The 14874-nt window shown below is 42.1% G+C and carries 11 protein-coding genes; 6 read left to right on the forward strand and 5 right to left on the reverse strand.

Annotated features, from left to right (window positions below; all coding sequences use genetic code 11):
* The first annotated feature begins 122 nt into the window (after positions 1-122).
* Positions 123-1430 carry a serine--tRNA ligase gene (gene serS / locus OQJ75_RS12465; RefSeq protein WP_265973633.1) on the forward strand — a complete coding sequence of 436 codons (1308 nt, stop codon included), beginning with the start codon at positions 123-125 and terminating at the stop codon, positions 1428-1430.
* Positions 1431-1573: 143 nt separating this feature from the next.
* Here serS and OQJ75_RS12470 read toward each other — a convergent pair whose 3' ends face one another.
* The 4 genes from OQJ75_RS12470 to bioA form a co-directional block, all read right to left on the reverse strand.
* Positions 1574-3202: a response regulator gene (locus OQJ75_RS12470; RefSeq protein WP_265973632.1), complete on the reverse strand. Its 1629-nt coding sequence runs from the start codon at positions 3200-3202 to the stop codon at positions 1574-1576.
* A complete protein-coding gene (locus tag OQJ75_RS12475) occupies positions 3202-4353 on the reverse strand; it encodes an EAL domain-containing protein (protein WP_265973631.1) in 1152 nt (383 codons plus the stop codon). The genes OQJ75_RS12470 and OQJ75_RS12475 overlap by 1 nt, the downstream gene beginning before the upstream one ends.
* Positions 4350-7841 carry an ATP-binding protein gene (locus tag OQJ75_RS12480; RefSeq protein ID WP_265973630.1) on the reverse strand — a complete coding sequence of 1164 codons (3492 nt, stop codon included), beginning with the start codon at positions 7839-7841 and terminating at the stop codon, positions 4350-4352. The genes OQJ75_RS12475 and OQJ75_RS12480 overlap by 4 nt, the downstream gene beginning before the upstream one ends.
* A gap of 346 nt (positions 7842-8187) precedes the next feature.
* On the reverse strand, positions 8188-9471 hold the full coding sequence (bioA, locus tag OQJ75_RS12485) for an adenosylmethionine--8-amino-7-oxononanoate transaminase (protein ID WP_265973629.1): 1284 nt from the start codon (positions 9469-9471) through the stop codon (positions 8188-8190).
* Positions 9472-9633: 162 nt separating this feature from the next.
* On the opposite strand from bioA, the gene bioB reads away from it, so the two are divergent.
* From bioB to bioD, 4 genes are read left to right on the forward strand one after another with little or no spacing between them, the layout of a single operon-like run.
* Complete coding sequence (gene bioB, locus OQJ75_RS12490) at positions 9634-10686, forward strand: biotin synthase BioB (protein WP_016792500.1); 1053 nt, start codon at positions 9634-9636, stop codon at positions 10684-10686.
* Positions 10673-11884, forward strand: coding sequence for an 8-amino-7-oxononanoate synthase (gene bioF, locus OQJ75_RS12495; RefSeq protein WP_265973626.1), 1212 nt, complete (start codon positions 10673-10675; stop codon positions 11882-11884). Before bioB ends, bioF begins: the two co-directional genes overlap by 14 nt.
* Entirely contained in the window at positions 11885-12688 is an 804-nt protein-coding gene (bioC, locus tag OQJ75_RS12500; RefSeq protein ID WP_265973625.1) for a malonyl-ACP O-methyltransferase BioC, read from the forward strand.
* The gene (gene bioD, locus OQJ75_RS12505) at positions 12685-13368 is read left to right on the forward strand and encodes a dethiobiotin synthase (protein ID WP_265973624.1); all 684 of its coding nucleotides are present in this window, start codon (positions 12685-12687) and stop codon (positions 13366-13368) included. Before bioC ends, bioD begins: the two co-directional genes overlap by 4 nt.
* 82 nt (positions 13369-13450) lie before the next feature.
* Here bioD and OQJ75_RS12510 read toward each other — a convergent pair whose 3' ends face one another.
* Positions 13451-13618, reverse strand: a complete 168-nt coding sequence (locus OQJ75_RS12510; RefSeq protein ID WP_017057057.1) for a hypothetical protein — start codon at positions 13616-13618, stop codon at positions 13451-13453.
* Between the two features lie 277 nt (positions 13619-13895).
* Between OQJ75_RS12510 and htpX the strand changes: the two genes are divergently transcribed.
* On the forward strand, positions 13896-14759 hold the full coding sequence (gene htpX, locus OQJ75_RS12515; protein WP_248374520.1) for a protease HtpX: 864 nt from the start codon (positions 13896-13898) through the stop codon (positions 14757-14759).
* Positions 14760-14874: the final 115 nt, after the last annotated feature.

The following is a 14874-nucleotide window of genomic DNA, read 5'->3' on the forward strand; positions in this document are numbered from 1 at the left end:
CTAGTCATAAAAATTCAATTAAATCGTTATAAATTGGTCGAAATAGCACCGATTTTAGGGGTTTAGCAGTGATTCAGTAGCAAACTACTGAATATTCAAATAACTAAAGCATAGGATTAGCAATGCTGGATTCTAAATTACTTCGAGCTGAGCTGGATGAAACAGCGGCAAAATTAGCACGTCGAGGCTTCGCCCTTGATGTAGAGACAATTCGTGAACTTGAAGAAAAACGTAAGTCCCTTCAGATGAAAACTGAAGAGCTACAAGCGTTACGTAACTCTCGATCGAAGTCCATTGGTCAAGCGAAAGCAAAAGGCGACCATGAAGAAGCTGAGCGTATCCTTGCAGAAGTAGGCAACTTAGGCGCAGAACTAGACCAAGCTAAAGTAACATTGGCTGAGCTTCAATCTGAGTTAGAAACGATCACAATGTCTATTCCTAACCTTCCTGACGCTGAAGTGCCAGATGGTAAAGATGAAGACGATAACGTAGAAGTTTCTCGTTGGGGCCAACCTAAGACTTACGACTTCGAAGTTAAAGATCACGTTGACCTAGGCGAAATGTCTGGCGGTCTTGATTTTGCTAGTGCAGTTAAAATCTCTGGTTCTCGTTTCATCGTGATGAAAGGCAAATTTGCACGTCTACACCGTGCTATTGCTCAGTTCATGCTGGATCTTCACACAGATGAGCACGGCTACACAGAAATGTACGTACCGTACTTAGTGAACCACGATAGCCTTTACGGTACTGGCCAACTTCCTAAGTTCGGTGAAGACTTGTTCCACACAAGCCCACTAACTGAGCAAGTAAGTGACGTACCTCTTAAGACTCTATCGCTTATCCCAACTGCAGAAGTACCGGTAACGAACATGGTTCGTGACACGATTACTGATGAAGCTGAACTGCCACTTAAGATGACAGCTCACACACCATGTTTCCGTTCTGAAGCAGGTTCTTACGGTCGTGACACTCGTGGTCTTATCCGTATGCACCAATTCGACAAAGTTGAACTAGTACAAATCACTAAGCCAGAAGACTCTATGGCAGCACTTGAAGAGCTAACAGGTCATGCTGAGAAAGTACTTCAACTTCTAGAGCTTCCTTACCGTAAAGTGATTCTATGTACGGGCGACATGGGCTTCGGTTCTGCGAAAACTTACGACTTAGAAGTATGGGTTCCAGCACAAGAGACTTACCGTGAAATCTCTTCTTGTTCAAACATGTGGGATTTCCAAGCGCGTCGTATGCAAGCTCGTTTCCGTCGTAAAGGCGAGAAGAAACCTGAACTTGTACACACACTAAACGGTTCTGGTCTTGCTGTAGGTCGTACTATGGTTGCTATTCTTGAGAACAACCAAGAAGCTGACGGCCGTATTGCTATCCCAGCAGTACTTCAGCCATACATGGGCGGCGCAACGCACATCGGTTAATGCCAATTTAGGTTAATCAAATTTAGATTAATCTGACTTGCCTGAATATTTAAAAGGCTTTGCTGTTATGGCAAAGCCTTTTTTATACCTGAAGCCTTAGAACCTAAAGTGTAGAAAGAAAGCTTAAGCAGTCTACGATATATCTATAATCGATTAGCTTCTATATTGTGACACATCGATATGGCTTTGCTGTAGAAACGTGGATAATCCATGTCAGATAACTCTTGTGTGGTGTAAAGCTGTAAGATGACATCGTCACACTCTTTAATAATCGCGTTCACTTGTTTTGCCCCTATTGAACTTGGCCAAGCAAGAGTAAGTAGCTTGATAATATTCATGCACACCTTTTTTATGACTGGCGCACGCTCCCGTATATTCAAGTATATTGTCAATAAGGCTTTATAGTTGGGTTGTGTCTTTTCTATTGTAATATTCTGTTCTTTCAGCCATAGAATTTTTCGATGATTTTGACTGTTTAGTTCATTTAACATTGTCATTTGACTTGATATGATCGCCGAACTTTCTGTTTTAATGATTAAAATCTTACTTCGTTGGACCGCTATTTTGAATTCGCATTCACAACTCATTTTGTCGAGTAACCACGCATGATGGTAAATGGTCGAAAATTCTCTGAATTGGTTACCGTTGTGTAGGTCAGTTAAGAGATTAATCGATTTTTTGTACTCTTTTTTTTCAAACGAAATATGTGCAGCGATCAGTGCAAGGTCGCAGTGGATCTCAGGGGAGAGCTCTTCTCCGACTTTACTCAGAATGAAGTTAACTTGTTCGAGTTTCTGTTGCTTATTGATATCATCGGAAGCTGAATATAAAAGAAACCTAACGTGATTGAGCTTCATTAGCACATTGTCGCGAAACGTATCCTTATTGAAATGAATGTAATTTTGGTAGTGTTTAAGTGCAGTTTCAGAATCGTTAACGGATAAACATAGGTTGGCAATTGCTAGTTCACGATCTGAGTTTCCAGGCGTTAACTTACTAGCTAGTTTGAAGTGTGCTATCGCAGCTGGTATTCGATTACTGAGCAAACTCACATGAGCCGCTTCATCACGATACAACGTATTGCTTGGTGCGTTTTTGATCAATGTTGATATGATTTGATTGGCTTCGGTCTGCTGTCCTAAGTTGGCTAGGCTGTTCGCTAAGCCTGCTTGTGCCCAGTCGAAATTCCCTTCTGCCATAGCACTCTCATACACTGTTTTTGCTTCATCAAACAGCTCAAGTTTAGAAAGGAAATGGCCTCTGAATTGTTCGATTGTAGAGAAGTACTCTGGGTGAAAATGCGATAGAGCTTCACAATGCTCAAGGCCTTCTCGATAGAGATGCGCTCGATCAGCATTATAGATTTCTTCTAGTGTTTTCTTCTTACGAATCGATGCTGTAATACGTAATTTTAAGGTCTCACGATTAAAAGGTTTTAGTAAGTAGTTATCTGGGCGCAATTCAATAATTGGTCTAATAGAAAGAGCTGAGTTTTCCCCAGTAACTAGTATAAAAACACCATCATCTTTTAACATTCGTGTTTGTTTTAATTCTTCAAATAATTGCTTACCATTCATGCCCTCGCCAAAATTGTAATCACAAATGATGACATCAAATGATGTTTCATTGACTAGCGATATCGCGACCTTTGGTGAGGTGGCAAGAAAGATATTTTTTTCATGAAATCCAATATAAATCAACATATTGCGCATGGTGGAGAGGACGATTGGTGCATCGTCAACAATAAGGACTTGCAGTTGATTTAACGTCATTATTTCAAATCATTCTGAGAGATTAATTCGGAAAAACTTGCTGGCTTCGATGTGAAGTAGCCTTGGTATTTTGTCATACCAATTGACGATAGATAATCAAAATCCTGTTGTTTCTCAACACCTTCGATAATGCAAGACAGCCCTAAATTTTCCGCCAGATTAATGCAGGCTTTGGTTAGCACTTGATGCTTTTTGTTAGAACTAACATCCTGTACGAAGCTTCGATCCACCTTCAACTCGGTAAAAGGTAAGTTCGAGAGTTGTGATAATGAGGCGTAACCTGTCCCGAAATCATCGACAGAAAGACCAATACCGGACATGCTCAATTTTGCGATATTCTTATAACAATTGGCATCAAGCAAAAAAGTTTCGTGCTCAGTTATCTCTAATGTGAGCAATGAAGGGGATACATTGTATTCATTGCATAAGTTTATTATCTTGTCTGCGACATCGATCCGAAGCGTTGATTGCTCGATGTTGATGGAAAAACCTAATGGCTCGCGCAGCTTTGAGATATCTTTTAGCCCTTGTTCCAGAACGTTGTAAAACAGCTTATCCAATAAATTAAGGCGTCGAACAGATTCCATGAAGTGGAGTGGGGTGAGTAAACCTAATTCAGGGTGCATGAGGCGCGCAAGTAGCTCTACACCAACGGCTTGATTTTTGTTTACGTCGTGCTGACTTTGATATGCGTTAACGAACCAATTCTTTTCGAATGCTAACTGAACTTGTTTATCGTTTAACACAACAGGTAGGCTCTGAATCGCATTCACTGTATTGGATAAAGAGTGAGAAGATAATAAGCGTTGGATATGTGAGTCTTTAACTGGCTTACGAATAACCTCAACGTGTTGATAGCCAATTAATACACACATGTTTTGGGTCGACTCTAATGCTGAGCTAGCCATGGCACTTAATATAACGACTCGTTTAATCGATCGCATCGCTTGTGGTGATGCTAGCAAAGATACGCCATCAATTTGTGGCATTTGCAAGTCACAGAAAGCGAGGTCAAAGTTATGATTCTGACATATTTTGATCGCTTCTTCGCCATTCGAAGCGATATAAACGTTACTAATTTCGTATCTCTTGAGCAAAATTTTTATCGATGTTGCTTGGAGCAATGAGTCTTCGACGATCAATACTTTCACTGGAGGTTTAGCCTTTTTAATATAATAGACGCCGATTCAATCGACTTATTTAGTTCATCGGTGAGCTGTTCTAATTTTTGAGCGTTGTTTGGGTCTTTTTCACAGTCTTTTGCTGCTCGATAAAGTGTCGTTAAACCAAGTAACCCCGCGGATCCTTTGATGCGATGGGAGACTTCTTTTATATTCTCTTTTTCGTCTTGTAACATTGATTTATCAGCAGTGAACGATTCTAAGATCACGCTTGCCATTTGTAATTGTTCGTCTTCAGAGTAATTGCTTGCCCATGGCTGGTCAGGGTGTTGTTTGATGCAAGTTTCTGGGAGTAATTGCTCTAGGGCGACTGCCAACTCATTAAAAGAATATGGTTTGTAAATCACTTGGTTCATCCCAACACGTTCAGCTTTTTCTATTACCAGTTTGGAATCTTCCGCGGTACAACCAATAACAGGGTAATGAGATAATTCGGGCGATGATTTGATTATTTCAGTTAATTCGTACCCATCCATATTTGGCATGTGACAATCGGTGATGACTAAGTCGATTGTCTGATCACTCTGCTTCAAAATATCCAGTGCCTCTTGCCCATCTTTGACTATAATGGCGTTAAGTCCGAACTGCTTTAATTGTTTAGTAAACAATAACCGATTGATTGGGTCGTCATCGGCTATCAATACGTTGCCTTCGAATTGATATCTATTTCCAGTATCGTAGGTCAACGGATCTCTGGCTGCCGTTAAGGCTGACAATAAATGATCTGGGTATAAATTTTGCCACTGGTTAGATCGAACGAGATTAAAGGTATTTTGGTCTTTTGTGCTTTGATGACATACTCCCCAAGCTTTAAGCCACCTTAGTATTTCTCGATCTTCGGTGCCGACTTTTTGAGGTGCATTTACTGTTGACGATTTTGCTTCCACAGGGATGATGACGGAGATCTTTGTTCCTAACCCCTGTTTACTCTCAATTTTTAATTCACCATTCATCATATTAACCAAACGCTGAACAACGGTGATACCTAGCCCAGTGCCTCCATAACGACGGCTAATACTATGGTCACCTTGAGCAAACGGTTGGAAAGCTCGAGTAATTTGCTGCTCAGACATACCACAACCAGTATCTGTTATAGACAGGCGTAATTGGTGCTCAGTTACGTCGACGTTAATGAGAACAAAGCCGCTTTCTGTAAACTTAATCGCGTTGTTAAGTAGATTGTTGAGTATCTGTGTTACTCTCAACCAATCTAAGCTAGCCGTATTGATGGAGCCTGTTTTCCAATCTACTTTAAAGTTGAGGTTATTCAATCTTGCATGTGTTTCAAATGTCCTAAAAATAGGGCATAGTTCTTGATAAATATTGCTATTTCTAGCTTCTAAATGAAGCTGATTTGCCTCCATCTTTGAAATGTCGAGAATATCACTGACGAGCAATTTCAATCGTTCTGCAGATATCTGGGCATTCGATAACAGTTCCATATTGTCTTTGCATTCAATTTTGGTACTTAGTAACTCCATTAATCCGATCATTGCGGCAATTGGTGTGCGTAGTTCATGACTGACAATCGCTAGGAATAAATCGCGAGCTTTTATAGCTTCTTGGGCTTTTGTGTTCGAAATTTCTAGTTCGCGTTGTTGAGCTTCCCATCTCGTTAAATCATCTAACACAGTGACTGTGTAATAGCTCTCGTCTGAGCTATTCATTACACGTTGTCGAATTACTCTGAAGTGTTTTTCGTATCCACTACAGTGACACTTGATTGTTTTCCAGATACCAAGAGCTAATGTGTTTTGAGCTTGGCTTTCGGCCTGTTTAAGCCAGCAAGATTTTTGATCGTTACCTGCCGTTAAACATAAATCTCTTTGTTTGTTAAATGCACTATTGGATAAGACTAACTTATTTGTTTGATCATGAATCGATATCAAGGTTGGTAAGCTATCCAGTAGTGTCATTAGCCATTGGATTTGTTTGTAACTTCGCTGTTCTGATTGTTTTGCTTTGTTTAGTGAAATAGAAAGACGCCTAGTTTTGACTAATCCATAAGTCACTAGAATGAAAATAAAGCTAGAAACGGCTAACGTATAAAGAACAATACGTTCTTCGCTATAGCCGTATTGTGCCGTGATATTGTGGTGCTTGAGAGTTAGAAGATCGATTTCGTTTTGTGTTGTCAAAGAAATCGCTGAGTTGATGACGCTTTGAAGAAACGTTGAGTCCTGATGTAATATCACACCTATATTTTTGAACAATGAAGCTGCATTATCTCGAGCTTCAATGTGAAATATGTCGGAATACCCGTTGTAAACGTATAGATTCGCTATACTTTGTGGAATGTAAGCGTGGGTGATCTTTCCATTACTCATGTCTTTAGCAAGAGTTTTTATATCTTGGTACATGACGGCATCACTGAAATCTAATTTTAATGACTCTTTCTGTATAAAGTACCCAGTTCTATCAAGAATCGCTGTTCGTTTAGTGTCTACATTTTTGTTCGTTGAAATGTAGGCCCAATGAAGCCTCATAAAAGGTTCACTAAAAATAAATTCGTTACTATTTGGGTTTTCTACATCGAAACCGGGTAAAAAGTCGATTTCTTTAGTACGCAGCATTTCAATGACATCTTTTCCTTTAGGTTGCACGTATTCGAAGCTTACTCCAAGCTTTCTCGAAAGGAGAGTGATCGCGTCGTGAATGAAACCGACCGTTTGTTGTGTTGTAGGATCGAAATATGAATAGGGGTAGATGTTTTCATTGACCGTATACCTAATCGAACGATGTCCATATTGGCTTTCTATAACTTGATTTATGATGTCATCATAAAAGTGGTAGAAATAGTTCGACGATATTTGATTGATATCTTTGATTTGGTGTTTCAGCAATGCATCAACGATCGTTTTTAATTGAGTTGATTCCTTGCTCATTAATACTTGAATGGGGAATGGAGCTAGATCTTTTGAAAATGAAATTGTGCCTTGCCATTCTCCTGGTGTAACAACTGAATAGTAACTCTGGACTGACGTTAAATCGATGACTGTTGCATCAGCAGTGCCTACAGCGAGGGTTGTAAAGAGCTCTGATGTGCTATTTACCATCAATATTTTCGTGATTCCTAAATCTTTAATTATCTGACAAAACAGTGAATTTCGAATACAAGCCCACATGAGTTCATGCTTGGGTTTAGTTTGGGCTGCTTCGTCTTTAAACCAAAAAACGTTAGGCACGTTATAGAGCGGGTTTGAAAAAATAAATTGCTCTGATCGCTGACGTGTTTCAGCATAACCTAGAGTTAAGTCGACTTCCCCTTTCGCTACAGCATCAAGAAGAGCACGTGACGAGAAATATTCCTTTATTTCAATATTAACATTGAGCTTCTCTTCAAGCATACGAACGACTTCGGCCGAATTGCCTTTATTTCGATTGACGAACACATCCTCCCATGCCCGGTTAAATAGGTGAGTAGGTTTAGCAATGACAATCGTTTTTTTTGCCTGCAAGTAATCTGTCTGATTGGAATTAAGCACCATTTCTGAAGCAATACACGGAAAAGACAGTGAGAACAAAACAAAAAAACAAGAGATATAGGTATTCATAAGATTAGAGAATTAAAAAAGTCTCGTTATTTTATGACGGCTATTTATCCAACAGCTAATACTCTTTTGATAATTGTTTTTGTGGTGAGGATTAATTTTATTTGTGAGGGTTATCGAGATGAAATCGTAGATAAAACAACGGTTAGAGACGTTTTTATTGGCTATCTGATTTTTCGCGCGAAGGATAAGCCACCGTTGGTATTTATGGGCGGCTTATAGGTTTTTGGTATTTCTAAATGACGTTTTTAAATCAACTTGGTTTGAAGCAAGCAGATTGTTGGAGGGCTTTATCAATAGATGAAACAAGCAGCTCAATATGTTCAGGTTTGCTAATGAAAGGAGGCATCATATAGATCAACTTGCCAAATGGGCGTATCCAAACGCCTTGTTTAACAAAGTGAGCTTGAATGGTTTCCATATCGACAGGTGAATGGGTTTCAACTACACCAATAGCGCCCAACCAACGAACATCTTTAACCAGTGGATGCTCTCGCAAAGGTGGTAGCAATTCAGAGAAAAGCTGTTCAATCTGCTGAGTCTGACTCTGCCAATGACCTTGCTCTATGATGGATAAACTTGCCGCACCGACCGCGCAAGCTAATGGGTTACCCATAAAGGTTGGCCCGTGCATAAAGCAGCCTGCTTCACCGCCACATACCGTGTCTGCGACTTCTTTGCTCGCTAGTGTTGCTGAAAGGGTCATGTAGCCGCCAGTCAGCGCTTTGCCTAAGCATAGAATGTCCGGTTGAATGTCGGCATGTTCACACGCGAATAGTTTTCCTGTGCGGCCAAATCCGGTCGCAATCTCATCCAAAATCAGCAATACGTTGAATTCATCACACAACAAGCGCACCTGTTTCAGAAATTCAGGGTGGTAGATACGCATACCGCCAGCGCCTTGAACGATCGGCTCCAAGATCACGGCGGCGACTTCTTGATGATGTGTTGCTAGCTTTTCACGGAAGCTGTTTATGTCGTTAGCGTCCCATTGTTCCCAAAAACCTGTTTTCGGCGAATCTGCAAAAATGTGTTCAGGCAAAAAGCCTTTGTAGAGGCTGTGCATCGAGTTGTCAGGGTCGGTCACTGACATCGCTGCAAAGGTATCACCGTGGTAGCCATCTCTGAGTGTGAGGAACTTCGAACGAGGTTGTCCTTTGGCATGCCAGTATTGAAGCGCCATTTTAAGACTCACTTCTACGGCAACTGAGCCTGAATCAGCCAAGAATACATGTTCAAGATTACTTGGTGCTAGGTAGAGAAGCTTCTTACATAAATCGATGGCAGGCTGGTGGGTGATACCACCAAACATAACGTGTGAAACCTTATCGATTTGGCTATGAGCAGCGGCATTCAGATCTGGATGATTGTAGCCGTGAATGGTTGACCACCAAGAGGACATACCATCAATAATTCGTTTTCCGCCTTCTAATTCTAAGTAAACACCGTCTGCATTGGTGACTGGGTAGCAGGTCAGAGGTGTTAACGTTGATGTGTAGGGATGCCAGATATGCTGGCGATCAAAGGCGAGATCCATAGTAACTTCCATTCTTGGTGTGATTAAAAAATGACCAGATGTAAACTTTTGATATTATCAATGTGTTGACAGTCTAAAGCTTGTCGGTAGACTAGCCAAGCATAAATGCAAACTCTAGACACAGAGTTGTAACATCAAAAAAATAAAAAAAAGGATCGACACGTGGAAGTTCGTCATGACTGGACAGTTGCTGAAGTAACAGCGCTGCTTGAAAAACCGTTTATGGATTTAATGTTTGAAGCTCAAGTCGTTCATAGACAGTACCAAGAGCACAACCACGTGCAAGTGAGTACGCTTTTATCGATAAAGACAGGTGCTTGCCCTGAAGATTGCAAGTACTGTCCTCAAAGTGCTCACTACCGAACGGATGTCGACAAAGAACGCTTAATGGAAGTAGAGCGTGTTTTGGATGCGGCGCAAAAAGCAAAGAATGCGGGCTCAACTCGCTTCTGTATGGGCGCGGCATGGAAAAACCCGAAAGAGCGCGATATGCCTCACTTAACTGATATGATCAAAGGTGTCAAAGGCATGGGTCTAGAAACCTGTATGACACTGGGTATGTTAACGCCGGATCAAGCAGGTGAACTAGCCGACGCAGGTTTGGACTACTACAACCATAACCTTGATACGTCTCCAGAGTTCTACGGCAGCATTATTACCACTCGAACTTACCAAGATCGTTTAGATACGTTGTCTCACGTGCGTGATGCCGGAATGAAGATCTGTTCTGGTGGCATCATCGGTATGGGCGAAAGCACTAATGACCGCGCAGGCCTTCTTGTAGAGCTAGCTAACCTTCCAGTACACCCAGAAAGTGTGCCAATCAACATGCTTGTAAAAGTGAAAGGCACACCGATGGAAAACGTCGATGATGTTGAGTCTTTCGACTTCATTAAGCTGATTGCGATTGCTCGTATCATGATGCCTATGTCTGCAGTTCGCTTATCTGCAGGTCGTGAGAACATGAATGAACAGATGCAAGCGATGTGTTTCATGGCGGGTGCAAATTCTATCTTCTACGGCTGTAAGCTACTGACTACGCCAAACCCAGACGAAGACACGGATATGCAGTTGTTTAAGAAGCTGGGTATCAACAGCCAACAGGTGGCTCAAAAGCCTGACGAAATTCAAGAAAATGAACTGTTAGATCAAGTGGTGGAGCGCGTTGCGGCTCGTCCAACGAAAGATGACATGTTCTACGATGCCACTGTTTAAATCTCGCATCAAAAGTGCCCTTGCTCATCGCCGTGAGCAAGGGTTAACTCGTCAACTTAAGGTACTCGAAAACAGTAATGGATCTTTGCTGAAGAGCGAAGGTTCTAGTTTCATCAATTTTTCGAGTAATGATTACTTAGGCTTGGCGAACGATCCTGAACTGGTCGATGCATGGCAAACGGGGCTTTCCCAATATGGTGCTGGAAGTGCAGCATCGCCATTGGTCACGGGCTTTAGCCCTGCTCATCGAAATTTAGAGGCTCCGCTGTGTGAATGGCTTGGCTTTGAACGTGCCATTCTATTTAGTTCTGGTTTCAGTGCTAATCAAGCTTTGTTGTTTTCTCTGCTCGAAAAAGACGACTCTCTGTTGCAAGACAAACTTAACCACGCCTCCCTGATGGAAGCGGGGATACTTTCACCTGCAACCATGAAACGCTTTAAGCACAACGACACGCAACATTTAGAGTCGCAATTGAGTCGCACTCCACAATCCTTGGTCGTGACTGAAGGTGTGTTCAGCATGGATGGCGACCAAGCGCCTCTCAGCCAGATATCTAACCTGACTCATCAATACGACAGTTGGTTGGCGGTTGATGATGCCCACGGCATCGGCGTATTAGGTGATAAAGGGGCAGGGAGTTGCAGTATGGCACAAATCTCCCCCGATATTTTGGTGGTGACCTTTGGCAAAGCATTTGGTCTTTCAGGTGCTGCGATTCTTTGTTCGTCAGAAGTGGGTGATTACTTAACTCAGTTTGCTCGTCATCATGTGTACTCGACGGCGATGCCACCTTCACAAGCGGTGGCTTTGTCTCATGCGTGTCATATGATTCAGACGCAAGAGTGGCGTCGAGAGAAGTTAACTGAGTTAGGAGCTCTCTATAGAGAACAGATGAGTGGTGTAACAGGTTTCATTGATACTCAGACTCCGATTAAGCCGTTTGTGATTGGCGATGCTCAGGCTGCTTTATCTATAGCGGAAGAATTAAAGCGTAACCAAGTTTGGGTAACGGCGATAAGGCCACCAACCGTTCCTACAGGGACTGCTCGTTTACGAATTACGTTAACGGCCAACCACAGTCAGAAGCAGGTTCTTCAGTTAACAGACTCGTTACTTCAGGCAATAGCTCGAAGCAACGACTCTGGAAGCAAACCAAGCATAGAATCAAGCTTTGAATTAAATAAAGAGGCTCAGTAAATGTCACAAGAAGCAGCAGTGCATAATTACGTAGGCCAAGATAAAAGTGCGATTGCTGAAGCCTTCGGTAAAGCAGCAACAACGTATGATAAACACGCTGAGTTTCAGCGCGATGTCGGCCACCGATTACTGGATAAGTTACCTAGCGACCTTTCAGGTTTAAAGGTACTCGATTTAGGTTGTGGTACGGGGTATTTCTCCGAACAGATGGTGAAGCGTGGTGCTGAGGTAGTGTGTGCTGATCTTTCTGTTGGAATGTTAGAAACAGCAGAGCAACGTTGTGGTACATCGGTCTCTTTATATCAACAAGCTGACGCTGAACAATTGCCGTTTGAAGATGGGTGTTTTGACATCGTTTTTTCAAGCTTAGCGTTACAATGGTGTGATGATTTATCGTCACCTTTAAAGGAGATGAAGCGCGTTGTAGCGGCTAGTGGACGTGTGATTTTCTCAACTTTGCTTGATGGGTCACTGTTTGAGTTGAAAAAATCATGGTCCAAAATTGACGCACATCAACACGTTAACCATTTTATTACAATCCATCAGGTAAAAATTGCGTTAGCGCAATCTAGCTGTACTGCTCATCAACTAGACTTGCCCACCATCACCGTTTGGTACGACACTGCGTTTGAACTGATGCGCGACCTTAAAGGCATCGGCGCTAATCACGTAAGTGGTCGCTCACAGGGTTTAACAAGTCGCAGCATGTTGCAGCTTGTTGAACGGGAATATCGAGAGTTCAAAAACCATCAAGGTTTCTTACCAGCAACATATCAAGTTTGTTTAGGGGTTATTCAATTATGATTGATGCATTATTTATTGCAGGTACGGATACCGAAGTGGGAAAAACTGTGGTTTCAAAAGCGATTCTTCAAGCTTTGGCCGCACAAGATTTATCAACAATTGGTTATAAGCCAGTTGCTGCAGGGTGTGAAGAATACCCTGAAGGGTTACGTAACAGTGATGCATTGCATCTTCAAGAAGCGGCGACGCAAGATATTGCTTACGAAGACGTTAACCCGTACGCATTGTTACTACCATCATCACCTCACATTGCTGCAAAGCATGACGGTGTCGTGGTTGATGAAGCGGTATTATCAGCGAAGCTAGAAGCGCATAAGCAAAACTCTGACATCGTTCTAGTTGAAGGTGCTGGTGGCTGGCGCGTGCCGGTTTCAGATGATGAATACTTGTCTAGCTGGGTTAAGAAAGAGCAGCTTCCAGTGGTGTTGACGGTTGGTATTAAGCTTGGTTGTTTGAGCCACGCTCTATTAACCGCAGAGGCGATTCGTGCCGATGGTCTAAACCTAGTAGGTTGGGTAGCAAACCGCATTAATCCAGGCACTGAACATTACGCTGATATTATTGCGATGCTTGAAGATAAGCTAGGGGCGCCAAAGTTAGGTGAGATCCCTTACGTACCAAAAGCGAAATCTAAGAATATTGGTAAGTATATTAATGTACAGCCATTGCTTGAGCTTTAATTCAAGTTATACGTTAAACAAGAAAAGGGCTGCGATTGCAGCCCTTTTGCTATTTTAAGCCTATGTAGAGTTAAGCTTGGGATTAATGTTCTTTTGTAAGTCCCATTAGTGCTTGTTGTGTCTCTGTTATATTGGTTTGCGCTGCTTGTGGCGTAAGAATACCGATCTGTTTCTTTGCTTCTTCTTCAGTAATCCCTAGGTGACAGCACAGTAAATCGATAGCCATTTGCGTGTTAGTACCTTCAACCATGATCGTTCCCTTTTTGTACATGGACTAGCCAGTAAATCATCTGAAGTCACTGTAAACGGATTGTTATATCGACACCATACGACTTAGGTCTAATAGACTAGGTTTGATTTGGATATGGTCTCGTAATCAAATGTTGCAATTTAATGCTTAACCTTGTTTTCTTAATCTAAGACTATATGTATAAGTAAGTAGAAGTCTTCAAGGTTGGAATCTATTGCTGTCTGCCTTGTCTATAACAATAAGTTTTATAAAAACAGCTTTCATGCGGAGATAAGTAATGAAGCGAGTAATGTTGTTCCTTGCAACCAACCTAGCGGTTGTGTTGGTGCTAAGTGTTGTTCTTAATATTGTATACGCAGTCACTGGTATGCAACCCGGTAGCCTCTCAGGTTTATTGGTGATGGCTGCGGTATTTGGTTTTGGCGGCTCATTCATTTCATTAATGATGTCAAAGAAAATGGCGCTACGCTCTGTTGGCGGGATGGTCATTGAAAGCCCACGTAACGAAACAGAACATTGGTTGATGGAAACGGTAAGCCGTCAATCTCAACAAGTTGGTATTGGTATGCCAACAGTGGCGATCTACGATTCTCCAGACATTAACGCGTTTGCAACGGGCGCTAAGCGTGATGATTCATTGGTCGCAGTATCAACAGGTCTTCTACACAACATGACGCGTGATGAAGCTGAAGCGGTACTAGCTCACGAAGTTAGCCACATCGCGAACGGTGACATGGTGACAATGACTCTAATGCAAGGTGTTGTAAACACGTTCGTTATCTTCCTATCTCGTTTCATCGCCAACATTGTTGCGTCGAATGACAACGAAGAAGAGGGCGGCAGCAACATGATGGTGTACTTCGGTGTGTCTATGGTGTTGGAATTGGTGTTTGGTTTCTTAGCTAGCTTCATTACAATGTGGTACAGCCGTCATCGTGAGTTCCATGCCGATGCAGGTGCAGCGCGCTTGGTAGGTAAAGATAAGATGATTGCAGCGCTAGAGCGTCTAAAGGTGAGCCACGAGCCACAACTAGAAGGTTCTATGATGGCGTTTGGTATCAACGGTAAGAAGTCTCTAACTGAGCTTCTAATGAGCCACCCGCCGCTAGATAAGCGTATTGCGTCTTTACGTAACATGTAATTTCTAATACATGCTGCTTTCGTTAAGCGGTAATATGTATTCTAAAGGCTTCCTTCGGGAGGCCTTAATTATATGGTCCGCCTCACTCTCAAGCCATTAAGCTTAGAGTAGGCTC

Origin of the sequence: Vibrio sp. 14G-20 (assembly GCF_026241515.1) — a bacterium.
In the GTDB taxonomy this organism is placed as follows: Bacteria; Pseudomonadota; Gammaproteobacteria; order Enterobacterales; family Vibrionaceae; genus Vibrio.